Below are 22,662 nucleotides of genomic sequence, written 5' to 3'. Positions count from 1 at the left end.
CTTTTTTGTACGTCTAACCCATTCATTCTTTAACTTCAATTATTTTAATCCCTATATTTTTTTACCGAGTATGTCATGAGTTTGCTAACCGCTAGTATCTTTCTTCTTTTATTGCTTGCCCTAAGTGCCTTTGTATCTGCTGCCGAAATTGCCATCGCTGCTGGTCGCAAAATTAAGCTACAAATCATGGCAAAAGAAGGGGATGTCCGCGCATTTGACGTCCTTAAAATGCAAGAGCACCCTGGCAGTTTTATTACTGTCGTACAAGTGGTTTTGAATGCCGTCGCTATCTCGGCTGGTGCGGTCGGTGAGTCAGCTATTAGCCCTTATCTAGAGCTTTTGGTGAAGAATGAAGCAGTGTCATCCGTCATATCATTTGTGCTGATCACTAGTTTATTTTCTCTGCTCGCTGATTTAATGCCCAGACGATTGGCGATGTCAAACACTGAAGCTATCGCTGTACGTCTCGTACGACCAATGATGCTATTGATTTTTATATTCAAACCCGTGATTTGGATATTTGATGGTGCAGCAAATGTCATCTTTGAATTACTGGGTATTTCAACCATACGGCAAGACGATATGACGCCAGAAGATATTTATGCCGTCATGGATGCAGGTGCTGAAGCTGGTGTGCTCAAAAAACAAGAACATCATCTGATAGAAAATATCTTTGATATGCAAGAGCGCACCGTAACGTCGGTGATGAATCCACGTGAAAACATTGTTTATTTTGATACCAAAACGAGCACTGAAAAAGTCGTTGAAGTGATGATTGAACAACCACATAACAAGTTTTTGGTCTGTCAGGAAGATGATCTAGAGCACATTATTGGTTATGTAGAGTCGCGCAGCTTTTTGGCATTGGTTCTTAACCAGCAAGAGGTCAGCTTAACAGACAAAGCCCTACTAAAACCTGCACTCTTCGTTCCTGATACCTTGTCCTTGTTTGAAGTATTAGAGATGTTTAAATCTACAGGCGCTGACTTTGCCGTTATCGTGAATGAGTATGGATTGGTAGTGGGTGTAATCACGCTTAAGGATGTGATGAGTATCGTCATGGGGGAGCTTGTCACCTTGGAGGAGCAGCCCATTGTTCAACGTACTGACAACTCATGGCTAATCGATGGCATGACTCCTATCGAAGACGTCGTACGCGCTTTAGATATCGTTGATCTGCCACGCAGTCAGAACTATGAAACCATCAGTGGCTTTATGATGTACATGCTACGCAAGATTCCAAAGAAAACCGATACTATCGAGTATGCCAATTATCGATTTGAGATTATCGCAACGGACAATCTCAAAATCACTCAGATGCTAGTGACCAGAATGGATGAGACTGTCTGATAAATAAAAATTTAAGCTCGTGCGCCAAATATGGCGCTACCAACGCGCACCATTGTCGAACCACTGGCTATCGCCTCTGTCATATCACCGCTCATGCCCATGCTCAGTGTATCCCAAGCATTTAGCTCTGCATGAGTCTCTTTAATCTCATCAAATAACTGCTTGGTACGGGTAAAAGCATCCGTACCTCCCTTAGCAGGAATAATCATCAAACCTCGCAGCTGTAACCTGTCATACCCCTTGATAGCAGTTATCAAATCAGGTAGCTGTGCTGGCAGGCAGCCTGATTTGCTTTCTTCGTTATCGATATTCAACTGAATTAATACATTCAGTGGGGGCAGCTCAGCTGGGCGCTGGTCGTTTAGGCGTTGAGCAATAATGTCACGCTCAACCGTTTGTACCCAATCGAAATGCTCAGCAATATCGCGGGTCTTATTGCGCTGGATACTACCAATATAATGCCAAACAATGCCTTTAGTTTCTGGCTGTCGTTTTAGCTTATCGATTTTTTCGATGGCTTCTTGCAAATAATTTTCACCAAAGTGCTGCTGTCCTTGCTGAGCCAAAGTAGCAATCATATCAGCTGGCTTAGTCTTGGAAACTGCCAGCAACGTCATACTATCTGCTTGTCGTGCCGCATGCTCACACGCTTGAGTCATTTGCTTACTCACTTGCTGCCAGCTCGCAATAAGATTTTGGCTATCAATGTTATTTTCTATTTCTTTCATATATTACTCACGAGAATAATTTAATCCATTTTTTAATCAGTCACTTTTAATGACTTCTATTTTTAATGACTTATATAATGAACTTTTATTAATTATGGTTAAACTTTATATAAATCTCTCCTAATATAGAAAAACTCAATAAGCATCAATCTATAAATCGATACTCATATTGACTAATTTTACATTTTATTGGTGTAGTAGATGGTTAATTAGCGGTAGTCTTGTTATTATATTGTTACATGGTTTAACATATGCTACTGAATATAATAGTAATGGTAAAGACCATCGCTACTCCTTTATTAACGTGACCGACTTTAATCAGATCGTTTATCGATTGAGAATCACTCCCCTTTTTTGCTCTTTTGTCCTACCCTTATTGATTGATAGGAATATCCGATTATGGCTGAAAAAAACAATTTAAGCATCGAAGACTTGCTGCGCTTTACGGTTAAGCATAAAGCATCAGATTTACATATTTCAGCCGGTATGCCAGCAATGATACGTGTTGATGGTGAAATGACCCGTATTAATATGCCAGAGATGACTCATCAGGTTGTGCATCAGCTTATTTATGACATCATGAACGATAAGCAGCGCGCTGACTTTGAAGAATTTTATGAGACGGATTTCTCTTTTGAGATTCCCAATCTAGCACGTTTTCGGGTAAACGCATTCAATCAAAACCGTGGGGCGGGCGCTGTCTTTCGTACCATTCCATCTAAAGTCCTAACGATGGAAGACTTAGGGATGGGCGATGTGTTTAAGCGCGTGTCAGACTTTAAACGTGGCGTAGTATTGGTCACGGGTCCGACAGGTTCTGGTAAGTCCACAACGCTGGCTGCCATGATTGACTATATCAACGAGAGCCGTAAAGAGCATATTCTAACTATTGAAGATCCGATCGAATTTGTTCACGATTCCAAGAAAAGTCTGATTAACCAACGTGAGGTGCATCGTGACACCTTGGGTTTCGAGCCTGCATTGCGCTCTGCGCCACGTGAGGATCCCGATGTGATTTTGGTCGGTGAGCTACGTGACCTTGAGACCATTCTCTTGGCATTGACAGCAGCAGAGACTGGGCACTTAGTATTCGGCACTCTACACACCAGTTCAGCCGCTAAGACTATTGACCGTGTCATTGATGTATTCCCCGCCGCAGAAAAAGACATGATTCGGGCGATGCTATCAGAGTCACTACAAGCCGTTATTTCACAAACGCTTTTGCGTCGTCAAGCAGGCGGACGTGTAGCAGCACATGAAATCATGCTCGGCACACCCGCTATCCGTAACTTGATACGTGAGAATAAAATCGCTCAAATAGACCTCTTGCAAAAGTCAGATATTAAGCTCAAGATTTACCAGTCCTGCGAACAGCTTCATTCTTAAATCATAACGTTGACGTCGATTACGGTAGCGTTCAGCCACAATTTTGAATAGCTTAATCAGCCCTATTTTATGCTCAACCAGAATACGACATTTTGCCAAATATTGATTGGCCTGTTTGCAAAGCGCTAGCAACTCACCGCCTTTTGGTTTCTTAAAGGGGATAAAGGTCTGATCGTGTAGCTTGGCTATACCTTGATAACCGCTGTCTGCTAGATAGCTGGTGTTTTTAGGCAGCCAATCAGGACAAGTTTGTTTATAAAGACTAAAGTCATGTACTGAACCGTTGCAGGTTTGCACATCCAATATCAGTCCTGTTTGCCAATGTACGATGACTTGCGCTTTTAAGGTATGTTGTTTCTTTTTTCCACTGTAGTACTGTTTTTGGTTTTTTTTGGCCGTTCAATGGGCGTTTCGGTGGCATCAATGATGACTGCTGACCAATTGATATCCTCAGGCTTACCGTGTGGCAGTTTTCGTGGCAAATCAAATCTGCCTGAGTGGATAAGGATGTCTTCTACTCTTCTGACAATGCGACTGGCAGAGGACTCATGAACGTTGAAGTCCACACCAATATGATAAAGGGTTCGGTATTCACGCCAATAGGTCAGTGCGAGTAAAATCTGCGCCTCTAAGCTAAGTTCACTTGGACGACCTGATTTGGTCTTGGAAGCTTCATGCTCTTGCATGGCTTCTAGCATTTTCTCAAAAGTGGCTTTGTGGATGCCAGTATAACGTTTAAAACCTGCATCGCTCTGTTCAAGTAGTTTGGCTATATTTGGCATATCTTTTAAATATTTAGGGTTCAGTTATAGTCTTTGAGTCTTGAAACTACTTTTGCAAGAGGTCTAATGTACTCTGCTATCCAAACAGGTGCAGGTGAAGGTATGATTACGCTGGATCAAACACTCAAAAATCTAGTAGCGAAAGGCACCATTAGTAAAGACGTAGCCCGTCCTTATGCCAAACAGCCTGAGGCATTCTTGTAATATTATTCATCGTGCGTCACTGGCTTATCTTGATTGATGTGTGAGTCAATAATACAAGCATTCATGAGCCATGATATGCCTTACTTTTATTCTAATGGTTATTATTAGCGATTTTTAAAACATGATTTTAAATACTTTTTTAATCGATTTACATCGAATGCAGGTACGATATGGACATTGATAAACTATTGCAGTTAATGATCAATAAAAATGGCTCGGACCTTTTTATTACCGCTGATGTAGCGCCTTCCATGAAAGTGAATGGCAAAATTTTGCCTGTCGGTAAAACGCCTTTAACTGCTGAGCAAACCATGCGATTGGTCAAAGGTGTCATGACACCAAACCAGCAAAAAGAGTTTGAAGAGACCAACGAGTGCCAATTTGCCATTGCTGATGAAGCACAGCAAGCACGTTTTCGGGTCAGTGCCTTTATACAGCGTGATATGGCAGGGATGATTTTACGGAAAATTGAGAATAAAATTCCGACTGTCGAAGAGCTACGTTTGCCGCCCGCGTTAAAAGAGTTGGCAATGAAAAAACGCGGTATCATTCTGCTTGTGGGTGCAACAGGTACAGGTAAATCAACGACCCTTGCTTCTATGATCGGACACCGTAATCAAAACTCGCATGGTCACATCATTACCATCGAAGATCCTATCGAGTTTGTCCACAAACATCGTGGTTGTATTATTACCCAGCGTGAAGTTGGTATCGATACCCATTCATTTGAGGCAGGGCTAAAAAACACGTTACGCCAAGCACCTGATGTTATTTTGATTGGTGAGATTCGTAACCGTGAAGTCATGAGTTACGCGATTCAGTACGCTGAGACAGGGCATTTGGTGTTTGCAACCTTACACGCCAACAACGCCAACCAAGCGATTGACCGTATCATTCACTTTTTTGAAACCAGTCGCCACAATCAGTTATTTATGGATTTGTCGCTCAACTTGCAAGCCATTATTGCGCAGCAGCTCATCCCAACTCCTGATGGTAAAGGACGCCGTGCGGCTATTGAGATTTTATTGAACTCACAGCTGATTAGTGACTATATCCGTAAAGGCGAGGTTCATGAAATCAAAGATGTCATGACACGATCGCGAGATAGCGGCATGCAAACCTTTGATCAGGCTCTTTTTGACTTATATGAGCAAGGAGAAATCACCTATAAAGAAGCGATTCTTCATGCTGACTCTCCTAATGATTTGCGCCTAAAAATCAAACTCAGCAGTAAAAATGGCACAGCCAATCTGGATGAAGGTGCGGATAACTTATCGTTAGATATCAGTTAAGCATGGCTTTTGAGCGTTGTTATTCGTTTTTGCCATAAAGAATTATAAGAAAGCCCTCATATTATTATGAGGGCTTTTCCTATTTTATACGTGGCGATAACGCACTAAAAACGATATCAAAGGTAGATCATGCTCACCAATTAAAAAATTGGGGCTGTCCTAGATAAGTAAAATAATCTAGGATAGTCATATGAGAAAGAGCAGATTAAGTTGGTACAAACAAACCAGACTCATTGAACTATTTATTGCCGATTCTACCGCAAGAACAGCATCAAGCTTAGTGGGTGTTAATAAAACAACAGCTAGCTATTACTTTCACAGGCTAAGACTATTGATTTATGAAAATAGTCAGGAACCTGGCCTTCTAGAAGGCGAAATAGAAGTTGATGAGAGCTACTTTGGCGGCAGGCGCAAAGGCAAACGTGGTCGCGGTGCTGGTAACAAAGTGCCTGTGTTTGGACTGCTTAAGCGTAATGCTAGCATCTACGCTTGTATTATCCCTAATACCAGAGCCGATACCTTAATCCCTATATATAAGAGAGAAAGTAGAGCCTGATAGTATTGTTTACACTGACTCCTTTAGAAGTTACAACGCACTTGATATCAGTGAGTTCACCCATTACCGTATCAATCATTCAAAAGAGTTTGCACAAGACAGAAACCATATCAACGGAATAGAGAACTTTTGGAGCCAAGCCAAGCGACATATGCGTAAATATAATGGCATCCCAAAAGAGCATTTCCATCTGTTTTTGAAGGAATGTGAGTGGCGTTTTAACTACAGCGAACTAAAACGTCAATTACACCAGCTAAAACAATGGGTTAAACAGGAACTGAACTAGTTATCTAGGACAGCCCCAAAAAATTACTTGATGCTATCCCGACACTCTTGGTCATTACAAATACCGTATAGCACCAATGAATGACCTGATAATTTAAATCCGTGCTTTTCTGCGACTTTAAGCTGCTCTTCTTCGATGACTTCGTTATGAAATTCTATAATCTTGCCACAAACGTCACAAACCAAATGGTCATGATGGCCTTCTTGGGTAATCTCAAACACCGATAAATTATTTTCGAAGTTATGACGCTCGACGATACCAGCTTGTTCAAACTGCGTCAGTACTCGGTAGACAGTCGCTAAACCCACATCCTCACCTTGCTCTATCAGTGCCTTATAAACCTCCTCAGCACTCATATGATGCAACTCTGCACTCTCCAGTAGCTCTAAAATCTTGATGCGAGGTAACGTGACTTTTAATCCCGCTTTACGTAAATCTTGATTGGTAAAAGAAGCCATAATATCCCTTCTGACTGTGGCAGTCTTAGCAAATAAAGAACCAAAAATATGAGATAAATAATCGTTAACGATTATTTTTTATAGTATATGAAACATTTTAATAACAGCAGACTGGCTGATTTGACCTCATGTCCAAGCCTGTTATTTTCTATAATAATACTAACGCAAGTCTATGAATTTAAAATATAAATAATAAAATGACTCAGGTAGCATTTGGTAAATAATGTCGTAAGTGGTAGGAAATTGCAAGTAAATGACGTATCATTTGTCCAAGATTGTCGGCCAGACTCGCATTAACCACCTCTGGCTGCGCCTAATTCATTTCTTATGAGTCATCTTACCATGATAAAGACATTAACTTTTCGTCCGTTAAGCCCTGCAAGCGTATTACGCAAGATTGTCATAACCAGTATACTTAGCGCTACTGTCGCTATGTCTGGCTGCTCATTATTGAGTGTTTATAAGATTGATTTGCCACAAGGCACTGCCATCACTCAAGCACAAGCGCAAAAACTGCAAGTGGGTATGAATCAAAACCAAGTCCTTTATATCCTTGGTAGCCCAGCTATTAGAGACACCTTAGAACCTAAGCGTTGGGATTATATTTACGATTACAAAGCAGGGACAGAAGGTAGCCGCAAGGGTATTGCTGATGTCAAAAATGCCAGTCAGCACTTAATTATCTACTTTGATAATAATGGTTTGGTCAATCGTATTGAAGGTATCGAAAGCCTGCCTGCCTCATAATCAAGAACGGCAACTGGCTTTGATGATAGATGGCGCAACATCGCTTAAACTCGAGATTTATTTTTGCGCTGAGACATGGGATCAGCGCTTAAGCTGCGATATACTTCGATACGATCAAAAGGCTGCAAGCGATAGCTGAGCGGCTGTTTTTGTGCATAGATACCCACATGCCAACGCTTCGCCGTTGGCGTTGCAATATCTGCCACTTGCTCACACCAACGTGCTAACGCTGGAAATTTCACCAACCACCCTGCCTGCCTCAATGCCTCATACAAACTTGTTTCATCATTAACTTGTAGGGTTAAATAATGCTGACATTTTGCATCTTCAGCATATGCCAAATAAACAGTCATTAGCATGGTCTGCTCAGATGACAGCGCACAATTATTATCAGATTGAACGCCATTAGCGTTTAACTCAACCACTGCATCACCCAACCTATCAATGCCAATAACAGTGCTAGTGGCACAATCAAACGAATCGCTATTCGCCATAAGTTATAAAACGCTTCATTGCCAAAATTTAATGACTTACGCAGATGACTAATTTTCATCTGCCAACCCGCAAAGATAGACAGCAATAATACCGCTATGCTGCTAATAATCACTAAAAGTCCGACCAGCCAAACAGTTGGTATGATAACGACTAACAAAAGTGCCAAGACAAAGGTTAATACCAAACTGACCAGTAGTCCAAACTTGTGCGCTAATTGCTGGGTACTATAATGCAGCAAATAGCTGGCGACAAATAACACCCCTATCCAATATGATAGCTGCCCAATTGGTGGCAATGCCATGCCACCAATAGATAACGCCACAACCCCAACGATCAATTGCAATATCCAAATCGGGAGTACCAATTTGGTTGCCCGATACTCACTCATCGCACGGCTGCGAGCAGGTTTTTGCGCATTGATATTATCCGTGTCTACTGCTGTTGCCACTTGGTTCGTTACCAAGTTTTGACCAAACCAGTATAAGCCTGTGCCTGCACCCACACTAACCAACGCTAACGCGACTGCACGCGCCCATTCATTTAAGCTGATATCAGTCATCGCAAAGTCAATATTGGGTAGGCCATTTGCCACGCCGAGCAACAAGCCTATCACCATTAATCCCAGGCCAATCGGTAATGGCGCAACGCCCAATAAACTGAGTAACACAGCAATGACCATCAGGCCAGCAGCGATCGCAAAATCTGGTATAGCAGGAGCGCTATTAAGCTCCGTCAATGCCGCCAAAATACCTGTGCTCGCGCCTGAGATCACTAACGCCGCAATCAGAATAGAGACCAGCGCGGCGAGCCAACCAAAACTACGCCATATTGGGCTGGCATCTGCTTCGCGAGTAAGCTTTTGCATCCCTGCTAATGGCGCATCGACACTACGATAGGCTAAGGCAATTTCCGCATAAACAACGGGCAAGGATACCAATACCATAGCCAATAGCCAGAGTAACCAAAAGTCAATCTCACCAATGGATGCTGGTGCAAACCAACGAAACAGCAGTAGCGGTAGCAGTGCCGCGATAAAATAAGAAGCATAACGGATCATCATAATCTAAATCCAAACGATCTAATACCTTTCACAAAAATGAGAATAGCTAGGAAAACGAGTGTCCGTACTACACATTGTAGACGAAACAAGTTTGACACTGCCAATCATACTCTGTGGGTTTGGTATAAAGTGAATAACGATAATTTATCATGATACAGAGCAACGATAGGCCTCTGTAAGCAGTTTTATTTTATAATAGTCGATTCAATTTAAAAGAAGCACAAGGTAACCAGAAGCAAATATATATTCAATACTTCAAGCGAGGTTAATGCAGCGACTCTTTTATAATGGAATGACTATAAGGTCTCTATAATATAAGGGATGAACAGTTATAAAAAAACCCCGAAATCGGGGTTTAATAATGAAACAATGGCGAATATATGGTCAAGTGCTTATCAATTTCAGTGAGGCAACGTGCATTAGGCACTAGTAGCTGATATCAATCAATTAGTGAACAGCACTGATATAATCTGACAAGATACGAATATCACGATCCGATAGTTTCGATGCGACTGTCTGCATCATGCCCATATCGCCTTCTTTCGCAGCATCATTGACACGTTTTTGCTCATCACTATCAACATCATCAACACGGCCAGCCGCACGGAAGAGTTTTAGCTGAGTTGCGATGTACTGTGCATGCTGACCACCTAAGCGTGGAAATGCCGCCCAAGTATTACCAGCAGCATCTGGACCATGACAGCCTGCACAACCGATGACACCGCGTGACTTATCACCACCTAAGAATAGCTTAGTGGCTTCTTGATTGGTCGCAGGATTACCAAATCCAACACCCCAAGGCGCTTGGCTAGCATAATAACCAGCCACGTTGGCTAAATCTTGCTGCGATAAATTTGCAACTTGTGATTGCATAATACCGTTCTTGCGATAACCTGCTTTAAAGTTGACCAACTGTTTGTAAAGGTATTTTACGTTTTGGCCACCCAAGTTGGGCTGCGCAGGGACAACACTCACACCATCAACACCATGACAAGCAGCACAAACCGTTTCTGCAATTTGCTTACCGGCATTGACGTCGTACTCAGGAACAATAATAGCAGCTTGTACGCTGAAACTTGCAACGCATAAGCTGGCAGCAGCGATTAACTTTTTCATTGATACAAATCCTACTAGCTCGGCGTAAGCATTATTTAGAGTGATTGCACTGATAAGATACCTCATATAAACTACCCTACTATTGGTTAGGTAGGTATATGTTTTAAGGTCTTGGCCACAAGCAGTCTGAAAGTACTTACTAACATCAGGGTTTATTTTCGATTATTATAGCAAGACTTTGTAGCATTTGCCTACTTAATCGTCACATCCATCAGTTTTTCTAACACATAGACAAGTATGCCAACAAAAAACAAAAAGCGCTTACAGGCTAAAAAACCCAGCGCTTTTTTATGTTGTTTTATAGTGTGTCGTATTGTGGTGCTTTATCGGTCAGCGTCTCACTTACTCATGTACTCAATCAACTTACGATAATCATCATCGCTACAACTGTTACAAAGACCACCAGCAGGCATCTGCGTCATACCACTTTTAACAGAATTAATAAGTGTCGGCATGCTTTTTTGTTTGATAAGCTGTTGCCATTTGGCACTATCACCTTTTTTGATGGCGTTCAGCGCCCCACTATCGTGACAGGCAGCACATGAGTTATCATAGGTGGCTGCAATATCAGCAGCATTAGCGCTAGTCATGATGGCACTACTGAGCAGTAATGCCGCTCCGCTACCTACTAAAACTCGGTAGGTCTGGCTAAAAAGTGCATTGATTGAAACCATAGAACACCTCCTTTTGATGCTTCTCTCGTTTAATCAATCTTGCTATTAAACGTCGTTCGTTCAGTATATCTTATTAAACATTGTAACAATGTATGTCGTATAAATATAGATAAATATAGTTTGGCTTTGGTAACGCATGAATAAAAGCGGCAACTTGCTCTAATGAGCGCTTATTTTAATGGTATTCTGTCATTTATGTGATGCTAATCATAGTTATTTCAATAAGTAAGATAAGTAATAGTATAGAATAGTCGATAACTTGAAATGACTGTGTTTATGACCAATAAACATTGAAAGTTATGATGAATAACTTCGTAACGATTTTTTGTCTAATGCACTGTCTTCTCGACAACCAGTTGATTAAAATTTTATAACCGTATCCAATTTCTTAAAGATTAATGAGCCATTTATGAGTACCCCGTTTACTGATGTCGCCGCCGAACATGCATTGTTCAACACTAAATCTCGTCAAAAAATTCAGCAAACTGAGTTTATGATGTCAGCGCCTACTTTTCGTCTCTGCCCACCCGATATGGGCTTAGAAGTTGCCTTTGCAGGACGCTCAAACGCAGGTAAATCCTCTGCTATTAATGCCTTAACCAATCAGCGCCAACTAGCACGCTCATCTAAAACGCCTGGTCGTACGCAGATGATTAACTTTTTTAGTATTGGTGATGCTGATAGACGTTTGGTGGATTTGCCAGGTTATGGCTGCGCAGCGGTACCGCTTGAGATGAAAAAAGAATGGCAGGTTGAGCTAGAAGAATACTTGGTGGCGCGCTCAAGCCTTGCAGGTTTGGTGCTCATGACTGATATTCGTCATCCATTGAAGTTCTTTGACGAGCAAATGCTACGTTGGGCAAATGATGGTGAACTGCCAGTACATATCTTGCTAACCAAAGCTGATAAATTGAAATATGGCGCATCTAAAAATGCGTTACTTAATACTCGTAAAAGACTAAAAGAACTGGGATTGAACTGTAGCATTCAGCTATTTTCAGCACTAAGAAAAGAAGGTCTTGATGAGCTGGCTGGTGTCATGGGCAACTGGTATGAATATCAGCTCGATGCAGACAAAATCATTGAATCCTCTTTTGCGTTACTAGAAGGCGCTGAGTTGGAAGAAGCGATTGAAAAAGACAATATCGAAAAAGGCGCGATTGAAAAGGACAGTGCTCAAAAGGATAGCACTCAAAAATAAAGCCAATAAATATCATCGTCTCCAAGTAAAAAGGGTTTATCATTATTATCGATATGAACTGAACCCCAAATGTTGGACGGTTTAGTTTATAACAAGGACTGAGTTCTGTATTGCACAGGACTCAGTCCTTTTAATTTAAGTTGAATACGCTCATGATTATAATAATGCATATACTCATGAATCTGTTTCTCTAACTGCTCAATAGTTTTCGGTTTCTCAATATAAATCGTCTCGCACTTCAGCGTACCGAAGAACCCCTCTATCAGTGCATTATCCAAACAGTTGCCTTTTCTGCTCATACTTTGCTTAATTCCATGCTGTTTAAGCGTCGTGCTAAACGGTTTCATTTGATAATGCCACCCTTGATCTGAATGCAGCATTAATCTTTTACCACGGCACGCCTTTGTCTTATCTAAAGCACTAGCTAGCATCTTACCAACTAAGTCATAAGTGGGTCTCTTTGAGAGCGTATAGCTGATGATCTCATTGTTATAACAATCGAGTATGGGTGATAAATACAGCTTATGATCACCCACCTTAAACTCAGTAATATCGGTGAGCCAGCGTGTGTTCGGTTTATCTGCAGTAAACTGGCGCTTTAAATAGTTCTTTGCAATCTTACCTTGTTGTCCTTTATAAGAGCGGTACTTCTGACGTCTTATCTTGGCGCTAAGCTTCATGTTACGCATCAGCTTAGCGATGAGCTTGTGGTTGTAATGACTACCTAACTGCTTTAGAGCCTCAGTGATTCTGCGATAGCCATACCTGCCTTTGTGCTGATGATACAGCTTAGCAATACGCTGTTTTAATTCAGTGTATTTGTCATCACGCTCAAGTCTTGCTCTATGATAGTAAAAGACACTTTTGGGCATACCAGCGGCTTTAAGTAAGTCAGATAAACAGCAGCGCTCTCTTAGTCCTTCGATGAGCCTTGCTTTTTCAAAGCTTGTTTCTTCTTCTGTTTGAGCAAGGCATCTAGCTTTTTAGGTAGGCGTTCTCCGCACGTAGATACTCATTCTCACGCTTAAGCTCTGCTAAGCTCTTTTCATCATCTGGCTTGTCTGTGATAAATGGTTTGCTCATGGCGGTTCTACCTTTATGTTTAGATACGAGTCCAGACATACCCTGTAGTCGATAAGCTTTGTGCCAATGACTAATGAGCGCCGGTGAGCTGATGTTAAACTTCAGTGCCACCTCAGATTGACTTAAATCTTCTTTAAGCATGGTGGTTAGTACGTTAAGTTTAAACTCACTGCTGTATTTGGCCTTACTTGTCTTTGGCTTAATGGCATTTATGCCACCGCTTTGGTATTGCTTAACCCATTTGAGTACAAACTCTGGATTGACGTTAAACTTCTTAGCGGTGGCGTGACTACTATGGCCTTGCCGATAGTATGCGATGACTTGCATCTTAAAGTCTAGATCGTAACGCATAAAAATACCCCATAAGTTGTGTCCAACTTATGGGGTTCAGTTCAATAAGCCCTTTTTTTATTATCATTTTTAGCATCTAAAAAGATTTTTATTTAAGCACCTTTATTTAAGCACTTTTATTTAAGTGCTTTTATTTAAGCACATAGTAGCTCAGCCAACGCTTGTGGCGTGTCAACCTGATACGTGGGTTGCTGTGCGGCGAGCTCTGCAGGTGATGCTGTACCATAATTCACCGCAATACTGGTCATGCCCAGTCTCGTTGCCATTTGGATATCGTAGATACTGTCACCGATGAAAACAGCATCGGCGATTTGCTGCTGCGTATAATCCAAAATATCGGTCAACATCTGCGGGTCAGGTTTTGAGCCTGCCTCATCGGCACAGCGGGTCATCACAAAATAATGGTGGCTCTCTGAAGCATCTAATACGCGGTCTAAGCCCTTTCGCTTTTTACCAGTTGCAACCGCGAGGCTTTTACCTTGGGCTTGTAGGGTCTGCAACATCCCTTCTATCGGCGCAAAAAGCGGCGTACTGTGGCTGTTGGCAATATAGTGGTCTGCGTAGCTTTGCTGAATCGCAAGCTTTTGCGTGTCATTGGCTTGCGGATACAAAACCTCAATGCCATTCATTAAGCTCAGCCCAATGATGTCTTGTACTGCTTTATCGGTCGTCTGAAAACCATGCGCCTTTCCTGCCACATGCATTGACTCAACGATTAATCCAATGGAATCCATCAGCGTCCCATCCCAATCAAAAATAATCAGCGTCTTATCCGCTAAACGATGACTGGCTGATAACTGAGTTCCTTTGGAAGCGCTAGAGATACTAGCGACAGATTGATTGCTCATAAATAGACCTTAACGAATATCAATAATAAATGGTAGATACGAAAACGTCACGGCGACTTATTAAGAAAAATAAGTGTTCGTGACGTTTAAAGTTAATGCTTAAAAATTTTATTTGGCGACTTATTCAGGTAATTTAACTTGCTCTGGCAACCAATCTGCCATGTCATCTGGTAGCGGTGCGGTAATAGTTTCATAGCCTGGAATGTCTAAACGCCACGCATGCAGACACAGGCGATGGACGCCTGATTTATCATGCACATTATATTTATCATCACCCAAGATAGCGTGACCAATATGAGCCAAATGCACACGGATTTGATGAGTGCGACCGGTCAGTGGTTTGGCTTCAATTAAACTAACTGGCTGATCAGCAATCATAAAACGACCATGAACGACGATATCCGTCTGGCTGTCTTTAGATTGCGGATCTTGCGCATCTACTTTGACGCGGCGTTCACCACTAGCAACTGTATAGCGTAGCAATGAGGCATCAATGCGTTGCTCATTTAATGCTGGCTGACCTTTGGCGATACATAAGTAATGCTTTTGGATGGTTTTATCGACGAGATGCTGTTGCAACGCTTTTAGCGCTGAGCGTTTTTTAGAAATCATCAATAGACCTGAAGTGTCTTTATCAATGCGATGTATCAGCTCTAGGTATTTTTACCTGTCACTTCACGCATGGCTTCGATAACACCAAAGTCCAAACCACTACCACCATGAACGGCGATGCCAGAAGGCTTATTCAGTACTAGCATTCCTTCGTCTTCATACACTACGCGCGCTAACAAGCTTTTAGCAAACTCGGCACTGATGATTGGTTTTTCGCGGGTAGCAAGTACCACTGGCGCGATACGTACCACGTCTTCACGCTGTACTCTATCATGCGCTTTGCAGCGTTTATTATTGACCCGAATCTCATCTGAGCGAATCATTTTATAGATATGCGGTTTTGGCAAACCTTTTAAACGGTTCAGTAAGAAATTGTCTAAGCGCTGATCGTGTTGATGGCGGGTTACTTCAAGATAATTTACCTTACCAAAGTTGCTGATTTCATCATCAGCGCTTTGCGGGCGTGTTTTACTATTAAAAATAGCAGGGGCTTCATGGGTAGGTGCGTCGTCAGTCATTTTTGGCTTCGTCATTTTTAGTTAGGTATTTACAGAAAGATTTGCTATAGTTTAGCATGTTGAGCGACAATTAAGCAGAGACTGCAGCAATAATCATTGTTGTTGTTCTAAATAGCGCATTACCATTTTTACGAACTTTTAGTGAAAAGGTATTAGCGGTATGCCCTGCCAACATTGTATGTTTAATCGAATTTTAGGGCGCAGTATCTGTTTAGAAATATCACTTGTAGATATTTATAGATATGTCCCCATAAATTGTAAAATGAAAGTATCGTACTGACTTTACTCAGTACCATAGAATAAATAGTGACACTAAATACCTTTGTGTTCATAAATTCAGCGTTGATAAGTTTGGCTAAGCGCCTGTTTATTGACCGATAATGACACTACATTGACTCACAACCTGCATGACAACGACTTTATTTGATAATTATTCATGATTTAATGACTGGTTATCTGGCGGTCCTTTACGCAAGTGTAGTTGAGCAAGTATGGGTTGTTTAGCATTAGGATCGAGAAGTATATCGATAGCTGCCTACGTATTGGTGGTCAAACAGATAACGATAAAAAAGATATGAATACAGCACCACACCGATAGTTTGGTCATTTATTCTGTTTGCCAAGTACGCCCCGCTGATCACCGGAGCCGCGACACCTAACCGTAAAACACCCAAGATATTATTGACGTTATACCAGAAAGAACGATAAATAAAGAGTGACCAATTGCTTTACCTAAACAAATAATTGCTGAATATCACCATTTCATATAATGGTATTTATAACAGCGATATTATTGCTAGACTTTGATGGATGGATTGCAGCAGCATAACGCCTTTTGAGTATCAGTATATTGAATCTCGTCACTGCCCGTCGCCTGCTCTTACAAAGTAAGCTGGCATGACTACCAATAAAGCTTGCTGATAGTAAAACTGAATCGCATGCTGACGCATTAATATTTGTACCAAACCTATCAATAATAGGATATAAATAGATAGCCTTACACCCTATAAATTTTATATTTACGTTAGTTTTGCTAACACACTTTAGGTAAAAAACAAGCCATTGACAAAGCCCAAGTGCTTTATTAACCCATGATTTACGTTCTATCGTTGATTAACATCTGCCCATGCTAATTTAAATATTAGCCATACTTGCCATTGCGCTCTAAAGCCCGTCTCGTCGTTGTTATGCGTACTCATAGGATACAAATATGAAACGCATTTTGATCAACGCTACTCAAAACGAAGAAATTCGTGTCGCCTTATGTAAAGGCAATCATCTTTACGATTTCGATCTTGAAAACCGTACTCGTGAACAAAAAAAATCCAATATATATAAAGGTCATGTAACCCGTGTCGAGCCATCGCTTGAAGCGGTGTTTGTCGAATACGGCTCACAGCGCCAAGGTTTTTTACCAATTCGTGAAATCTCTGCTGAATATTTAAGCGGTAATCCACGTGACGAAAACATCAAAAAACTGATCAAAGAAGGCGATGAATTAATCGTCCAAGTCGAAAAAGAGGAGCGCGGTAACAAAGGCGCTGCCCTATCGACGTATGTCTCATTAGCTGGTCGTTATCTGGTATTGATGCCAAATAACCCTCGTGGCGGCGGTATCTCACGTCAAATTTCAGGCAAACTTCGTGAAGATATGAAGCGTATGCTAAGCAATCTTGATTTGCCAAAAGGTATGAGTGTCATCATTCGTACTGCGGGTATTGGTAAAACTCAAGAAGACTTACAGCACGATTTAAACCACTTGCTGAATATCTGGCAAGCCATTCAAGAACAAAATCAAAAATACCCTTCACCGCGCTTGGTACATCAAGAAGCAGGCGTCGTAACCCGTGCTGTCCGTGATTATCTACGTGATGATATCGCTGAGATTTGGATTGATAATGAAAACGCTTATATTGAAGCCGCTGGCTTCATCGATGCGGTTATGCCAAAACAAGCAGAAAAGCTACGCAAATATACCGACTATGAGCCCATGTTTTCGCGCTTTAATATCGAAAAGCAAATCGAAACCGCCTATCAGCGTGAAGTGCGTCTGCCATCAGGCGGCTCGATCGTCATTGACCAAACAGAAGCACTAGTCTCTATCGATATCAACTCAGCCAAATCGACCAAAGGTTCAGACGTTGCCGAAACTGCATATCACACCAACCTAGAAGCAGCCGATGAGATTGCCCGTCAGCTACGTTTGCGTGATATGGGTGGTTTGATTGTCATTGATTTCATTGATATGAATGACAATAAGCATCAAAAAGAAGTCGAAAAACGTCTGATTGATGCCACTAAATATGATCGTGCACGTGTGCAATTTGGTGATATTTCTAAGTTTGGTTTGATGGAGATGAGCCGTCAGCGTCTACGTCCTTCACTAGAAGAATCAACCGGCTATATCTGCCCACGCTGCCATGGTAACGGCATGATTCGCGATTTGCGCTCATTGTCACTATCAATTATGCGTCAGATTGAACAAATCGCGCTAAAAGAACGTCAAGGCGAAGTACAAGCAGAAGTTCCAACAGATATCGCCGCCTTCTTATTAAACGAAAAACGTGATGCCTTAGTTTATCTTGAGCAAGACAGTGGCACGCGTATCACGATTTTGCCACACGCGCATTTAGAGTCGCCTAACTTTAAACTACACTTTAACCGTGATGGCTTTGCGCCTTCAAGTTATGAGCGTATTACGGATACAGCCCAAGAACATAGCGATTTGGGTTATGAAGTTGACTGGCAAACGGCTGAAAAAGAGCGTCCAGAGCAACAGCCAACGCGCCAGCCACGTCAGGTAGCGAGCAATGATACTAATACTGCTAGCCAATCAAACAAACCGACCAGTACAGCTGATCATAGTAAACACAGCAACGACCATCGTAACAATAAAAATACGACCAACGTTTCATCGGCGCGCGCGCCACAAGCAAACAACAACCAGAGTGTGGCAGCCCCTGCCCCTGTTGCTCCAATAGCAGCAACTACAGCTCCTGCACATGTTGAGACAGCAGCTCAGCCACAAGCAGTGGCGTGGTTATCAAACCTATTTGCGCAAGCACCACAAGCCTCAACGACGCCTAGCGTCAGTAGTCGTGATGCAGCAGAAGCCATTGAAGCACTAGTAAATAATGGCGCACAAAGCTTAGGCTCATTTGGACAAGTGGATAGCAGTGCCCTGAGTAATTCATCAACGGGTGCATCGAACAATGTACCAGCAAATCAGCAGAACAGTCAGAAAAATGACGAACAACCGTCCGACAACAACGCCAATCGTCAACAAGCGCGTCGTAGCTCAGACAGCGACACCGATGATGATAGCAGTAATGAAGATAGAAGAAGACGTAAGCCACGTAAATCTAGATCATCTAAACCTCGTCAAAGAAAAGATCAGGCAGAAGAGTCGAGCAATGAAGTAAGCGGCGATACCGAGAACAACACCTCAAATAATGCGGCAAATAACGCTGATGACAAGCAGGCTGACAATCGAAACAAACGTCAGCAGGAGACCAGACGCACGAATGAGCGTAACCGCAACAATCGTCAAGACAATAACCAGCAAAACAGTAATCGTCAAGACAGTAGCCACCATGCAAACGAGCGCAATGATGATGCTGATAAAGACAGTAATACGGCAGATGAGCAAACTCGTGCGAAGCGTAAATCGCATAATCAACGCGGTTCACGTGGCAAGTTAGAGCGCGGCGAGACACTAACAGCTGAAAATATTAAGCAACCCAATCAGCAAGCGACGACAGGTGCAAACGGCCGAAAAAATCACTCTAACACGCGTCGAAATCAAGATCCTAATGAAGTCGTGCTACAGGTCAATGAAGCAGCCATTGAGCTGAAATCGCCAGAAGTCGTGCACTTGTCTCTAGATGACAGTAAGTCTATACAGACAAAACCTCAGTCTACTGAAAAGCAAAAGTCAGTAAATGATGTTAATAAAGAAAGCAGCAAAAAAGAAGCTCATACACAGCAAAGTGATAATCAGCAGAGCAATGACAAAAAAATTGCTCCTGAAACAGCTGCTGTGAAGGGTAACGACGAAGGCACTGTAGCAACACATGATGTTAATGTTAGCACCACTGAGGACAAGGGACAAAATAATGCCCCGAAAACAGACAGTAACACTGCTGACAAAAAACCTGCTCTAGATGAGCAACCAGCATCTAACAGCGTTACCAAAGACCAAACTGACCATTCAAAATCTGTGGATACTGACGTGGACAGCGTAGCAATAACGCCAAAACAGCCCGAAGCAGAATCGACAGAAAAAGCGAATAGTGACACTGTTGACGCTACCGACAGTGACGCCGATGTTAGCAATGCCAATGACAGTCATAGCGCAAGTGGTCATAGCGCAAATGATAAGAACAACTCAGCACTGGCACTAACGCACGAAGCATTATTTGCCAAGCGCTACGTGACTGCTGAGAAGTTTGGTCAGGCTAGCAATGATCCACGTGTGGTTCGTAGTCAGCAAGTGCAAGCAACTGAACAACCACCAGTAGCTGAGCCTGCAGTAGTAAGCCCATCGACTATTCGTGGCACCGTTGGTGATTTTGTTCGTAAAGCATTAGTAGATGCAGAAAGTCGTTTGAAAAATGACGGTGTCATTAGTTGCTTTATTGCTGCTATCGATGCACATACGCAGCAAGCAAAATCAGCTAACAAATCAGCTAACATTGAAACGAGCGTCACACCGACTGCTGATACTAACGTTGAGGACAGCAATTTCGACTTTAGCAACTATGGCTATCAGCCATTGGCGGCAGATTACCTGACTCGCTTTGAAACGATGACACAAGCGGTCAGTCAGTTTGCGGCAACGCAAGGTAAAACAGACGTCGAACCACGCGCCATTGGTAAGCGTGCTGGCAACGATCCACGTGGTCAACATCCTAGTTATCAGGAGCCCGCAGTGTTGAGTCTACCGACCGAACAAGCGGCTGATACTGAGCAAACGGTTATTGAACATGATGATAACAATGTGGATGCTCATGATGTTGAGGCAAATGCGCTAGCCAATCAAGCTCAGGCTGATAATATCAGTGTTCACAGCGAACAATTACTAGAAGCAGATCAAGCGCTAGTAGAAGTAACTAACGAGCCGTCGAATGGAGGCACTGTTATAGCTGAGCACGTAGCAGCTGAAAAGATTGACGAGGCACATGACGATAGCGAAGCTGCTGATATTGAAGAGGCTAATATTCAAGAAGCTGACGTTGAAAAAACTAAGCCAGCAGATGAGCCTAAGGTAGAGCAACCTATCAATATCAAAGAAGCGGGCAAAGACGACAGTCAGGCTGCTAAGTCAAAAACCACGATTGCCAGTTATAAAAACATGATTGAGAATGTGGCTGAACAACTGCTGCCGCAAACTGGCATGTTTAATTTGACCACGCCAAAAGTACCAAAGGCACGTAGCCGCAAGCCTAAAACGGAGCATAAAAAGCCCACGCAAGCTGAAAAGCTAGAGGCTGATGACTCAGATAGCGAAAGCTAATCATATAACTCCCAACGCAAAAACCCCAAAGTTGTCAGCAACTTTGGGGCTTTTTTACGAAATAAAATTACAAAAAATATAAAGCTAAAGCACAGGTAACTGACTTAGTGTGCAGATGACGCTGTGTCGTCCTTTCCACGAATTTTACTAATAACTGTTAAGATAGCCACAACCGCAGCACCAATAATAAAACCAATGACGCCATTTAATATTGTTGTCGTTAAGCTTTCAAAGATACCCGTTAAATCAGCGATATCCTCTACTCCATGATGTAAGAAGCCGATACCATGTACCAAGATACCACCGCCTACTAAAAACATCGCCAACGTGCCAGCGATAGATAGAAACTTCATCAGTTTTGGTGCCGCTGCAAACATTAACTTGCCCAGTTTTTGCTTGAACGCCCCTTCTTGTTCCATTAAATGCAGACCTGCATCGTCTATTTTCACGATACCAGCGACCAAGCCATAAATACCAATCGTAATACCGATGGCTAAAATAGACAGCACCAAGCTTCGTTCTAATAAAGTGGCGCTTGCCGTTGATCCCAAGGCAATCACGATAATCTCAGCTGACAGAATGAAATCCGTACGTACTGCACCTTTGATCTTTTCCTTTTCAAAAGCGACCAAATCTATAGTCTCATCAGCATTGGCTTTTCGACGCGCTTCTTGCTCCTCATCATGCGGCAAAGCATGCGGCCAAAATCGATGAATGACTTTTTCAGCGCCTTCATAAACCAAAAACAAACCACCACACATTAGTAAAAAAGTGACCAGCGGTGGATAAACAGCACTAATCAAGAGTGCCGCTGGTACTAGAATAAGCTTATTAATAAATGAGCCTTTGGCGACCGCCCAGACCACTGGAAGCTCACGATTGGCTTTGACACCCGTAACCTGTTCTGCGTTGAGCGCCAAATCATCGCCCAATACACCAGCGGTTTTTTTAGCAGCGACTTTGGTCATGACGGAAACATCATCCAATATCACACTGATATCATCAAGTAGGGTTAATAAACTGGCACCTGCCATGTGTGCTCCTTAGCAAAAATTTATTGAAATAAAGGGTTAAAAATAACTGATACCAATAGTTTTATATGAATTTTTATAAAAACACTGTTATTAGCCGTAGACTACAAGGGCAAGCGTCGATATTAAATAGTACAAATGTATCTTATTTTTTTGAATTGACGTTTATGCCTACTACTATTATTGCTACCCTCACCTCCCTATATCACCTCATAGCCTGTGGCTGTTATTTACCATAAATATGTTAATATAGGCGACATGATTACTTACCTTTTATAATTATTAAATTGTAAAAAAACCTTTTAATTTTAAACCTTTAAGACAATATCGATACGTATTGCTTTATATAGAAATTTAGTATCATTTTTC

The 22,662-nt window shown here is 42.1% G+C and carries 17 protein-coding genes and 4 pseudogenes; 8 read left to right on the top strand and 13 right to left on the bottom strand.

The features are described 5' to 3' along the window. Positions 1-75: 75 nt before the first annotated feature. Positions 76-1,350, top strand: coding sequence for a hemolysin family protein (locus tag JMV76_RS05665; RefSeq protein ID WP_055123481.1), 1,275 nt, complete (start codon positions 76-78; stop codon positions 1,348-1,350). 11 nt (positions 1,351-1,361) lie between these two features. Here JMV76_RS05665 and JMV76_RS05660 read toward each other — a convergent pair whose 3' ends face one another. Continuing rightward, complete coding sequence (locus JMV76_RS05660; RefSeq protein WP_201501930.1) at positions 1,362-2,078, bottom strand: YggS family pyridoxal phosphate-dependent enzyme; 717 nt, start codon at positions 2,076-2,078, stop codon at positions 1,362-1,364. A gap of 399 nt (positions 2,079-2,477) precedes the next feature. On the opposite strand from JMV76_RS05660, the pseudogene JMV76_RS05655 reads away from it, so the two are divergent. Further along, positions 2,478-3,398, top strand: a pseudogene (locus JMV76_RS05655) (type IV pilus twitching motility protein PilT); the annotation flags it as partial. A gap of 15 nt (positions 3,399-3,413) precedes the next feature. Here JMV76_RS05655 and JMV76_RS05650 read toward each other — a convergent pair. Both JMV76_RS05650 and JMV76_RS05645 read right to left on the bottom strand, forming a co-directional pair. Then, complete coding sequence (locus JMV76_RS05650; protein WP_238069273.1) at positions 3,414-3,794, bottom strand: transposase family protein; 381 nt, start codon at positions 3,792-3,794, stop codon at positions 3,414-3,416. An 11-nt stretch (positions 3,795-3,805) separates the two neighbouring features. Continuing rightward, positions 3,806-4,246 carry a transposase family protein gene (locus JMV76_RS05645; protein ID WP_201501705.1) on the bottom strand — a complete coding sequence of 147 codons (441 nt, stop codon included), beginning with the start codon at positions 4,244-4,246 and terminating at the stop codon, positions 3,806-3,808. Positions 4,247-4,312: 66 nt separating this feature from the next. On the opposite strand from JMV76_RS05645, the pseudogene JMV76_RS05640 reads away from it, so the two are divergent. The 3 genes and pseudogenes from JMV76_RS05640 to JMV76_RS05630 form a co-directional block, all read left to right on the top strand. Further along, positions 4,313-4,450: pseudogene (locus JMV76_RS05640) on the top strand (twitching motility protein PilT); the annotation flags it as partial. 170 nt (positions 4,451-4,620) lie between these two features. Beyond that, a complete protein-coding gene (locus JMV76_RS05635; RefSeq protein WP_055123483.1) occupies positions 4,621-5,742 on the top strand; it encodes a PilT/PilU family type 4a pilus ATPase in 1,122 nt (373 codons plus the stop codon). A 190-nt stretch (positions 5,743-5,932) separates the two neighbouring features. Then, a pseudogene (locus JMV76_RS05630) lies at positions 5,933-6,584 on the top strand (IS1595 family transposase). A gap of 23 nt (positions 6,585-6,607) precedes the next feature. Here the strand turns inward: JMV76_RS05630 and fur are convergent. Then, positions 6,608-7,042 carry a ferric iron uptake transcriptional regulator gene (gene fur, locus JMV76_RS05625; RefSeq protein WP_045443492.1) on the bottom strand — a complete coding sequence of 145 codons (435 nt, stop codon included), beginning with the start codon at positions 7,040-7,042 and terminating at the stop codon, positions 6,608-6,610. Between the two features lie 327 nt (positions 7,043-7,369). On the opposite strand from fur, the gene JMV76_RS05620 reads away from it, so the two are divergent. Further along, complete coding sequence (locus tag JMV76_RS05620; RefSeq protein ID WP_201501928.1) at positions 7,370-7,789, top strand: outer membrane protein assembly factor BamE; 420 nt, start codon at positions 7,370-7,372, stop codon at positions 7,787-7,789. A gap of 44 nt (positions 7,790-7,833) precedes the next feature. On the opposite strand, the gene JMV76_RS05615 is transcribed toward JMV76_RS05620, so the two are convergent. From JMV76_RS05615 to JMV76_RS05600, 4 genes are all read right to left on the bottom strand, one after another. Further along, the gene (locus JMV76_RS05615; protein WP_227690124.1) at positions 7,834-8,214 is read right to left on the bottom strand and encodes an RnfH family protein; all 381 of its coding nucleotides are present in this window, start codon (positions 8,212-8,214) and stop codon (positions 7,834-7,836) included. Next, positions 8,202-9,344, bottom strand: coding sequence for a hypothetical protein (locus JMV76_RS05610; RefSeq protein WP_201501927.1), 1,143 nt, complete (start codon positions 9,342-9,344; stop codon positions 8,202-8,204). The genes JMV76_RS05615 and JMV76_RS05610 overlap by 13 nt, the downstream gene beginning before the upstream one ends. 447 nt (positions 9,345-9,791) lie before the next feature. Continuing rightward, positions 9,792-10,460: a c-type cytochrome gene (locus JMV76_RS05605; RefSeq protein WP_045443487.1), complete on the bottom strand. Its 669-nt coding sequence runs from the start codon at positions 10,458-10,460 to the stop codon at positions 9,792-9,794. A gap of 338 nt (positions 10,461-10,798) precedes the next feature. Next, positions 10,799-11,134, bottom strand: a complete 336-nt coding sequence (locus tag JMV76_RS05600; RefSeq protein WP_045455333.1) for a c-type cytochrome — start codon at positions 11,132-11,134, stop codon at positions 10,799-10,801. A 409-nt stretch (positions 11,135-11,543) separates the two neighbouring features. On the opposite strand from JMV76_RS05600, the gene yihA reads away from it, so the two are divergent. Beyond that, the gene (yihA, locus tag JMV76_RS05595; protein ID WP_201501926.1) at positions 11,544-12,335 is read left to right on the top strand and encodes a ribosome biogenesis GTP-binding protein YihA/YsxC; all 792 of its coding nucleotides are present in this window, start codon (positions 11,544-11,546) and stop codon (positions 12,333-12,335) included. Positions 12,336-12,421: 86 nt separating this feature from the next. On the opposite strand, the gene JMV76_RS05590 is transcribed toward yihA, so the two are convergent. The 4 genes and pseudogenes from JMV76_RS05590 to JMV76_RS05575 form a co-directional block, all read right to left on the bottom strand. Then, complete coding sequence (locus JMV76_RS05590) at positions 12,422-13,261, bottom strand: IS3 family transposase (protein WP_201502079.1); 840 nt, start codon at positions 13,259-13,261, stop codon at positions 12,422-12,424. 49 nt (positions 13,262-13,310) lie between these two features. Then, on the bottom strand, positions 13,311-13,769 hold the full coding sequence (locus tag JMV76_RS05585; protein ID WP_227690121.1) for a helix-turn-helix domain-containing protein: 459 nt from the start codon (positions 13,767-13,769) through the stop codon (positions 13,311-13,313). 134 nt (positions 13,770-13,903) lie between these two features. Further along, positions 13,904-14,617 (bottom strand): HAD family hydrolase, encoded by a 714-nt coding sequence (locus tag JMV76_RS05580; protein WP_201501925.1) that lies wholly within the window; start codon positions 14,615-14,617, stop codon positions 13,904-13,906. Positions 14,618-14,737: 120 nt separating this feature from the next. Further along, positions 14,738-15,747, bottom strand: a pseudogene (locus JMV76_RS05575) (RluA family pseudouridine synthase). Positions 15,748-16,957: 1,210 nt separating this feature from the next. On the opposite strand from JMV76_RS05575, the gene JMV76_RS05570 reads away from it, so the two are divergent. Then, positions 16,958-21,262 carry an Rne/Rng family ribonuclease gene (locus JMV76_RS05570; RefSeq protein ID WP_201501924.1) on the top strand — a complete coding sequence of 1,435 codons (4,305 nt, stop codon included), beginning with the start codon at positions 16,958-16,960 and terminating at the stop codon, positions 21,260-21,262. Between the two features lie 104 nt (positions 21,263-21,366). Here the strand turns inward: JMV76_RS05570 and JMV76_RS05565 are convergent, their stop codons facing one another. Beyond that, positions 21,367-22,296, bottom strand: a complete 930-nt coding sequence (locus tag JMV76_RS05565; RefSeq protein ID WP_201501923.1) for a DUF808 domain-containing protein — start codon at positions 22,294-22,296, stop codon at positions 21,367-21,369. Between the last annotated feature and the right edge of the window lie 366 nt (positions 22,297-22,662).

The organism is Psychrobacter cibarius, from assembly GCF_904845955.1.
In the GTDB taxonomy this organism is placed as follows: Bacteria; Pseudomonadota; Gammaproteobacteria; order Pseudomonadales; family Moraxellaceae; genus Psychrobacter; species Psychrobacter cibarius_B.
Note: the sequence above shows the minus strand (reverse complement) of the source record. Positions and strands in the feature narration are given on the sequence as shown.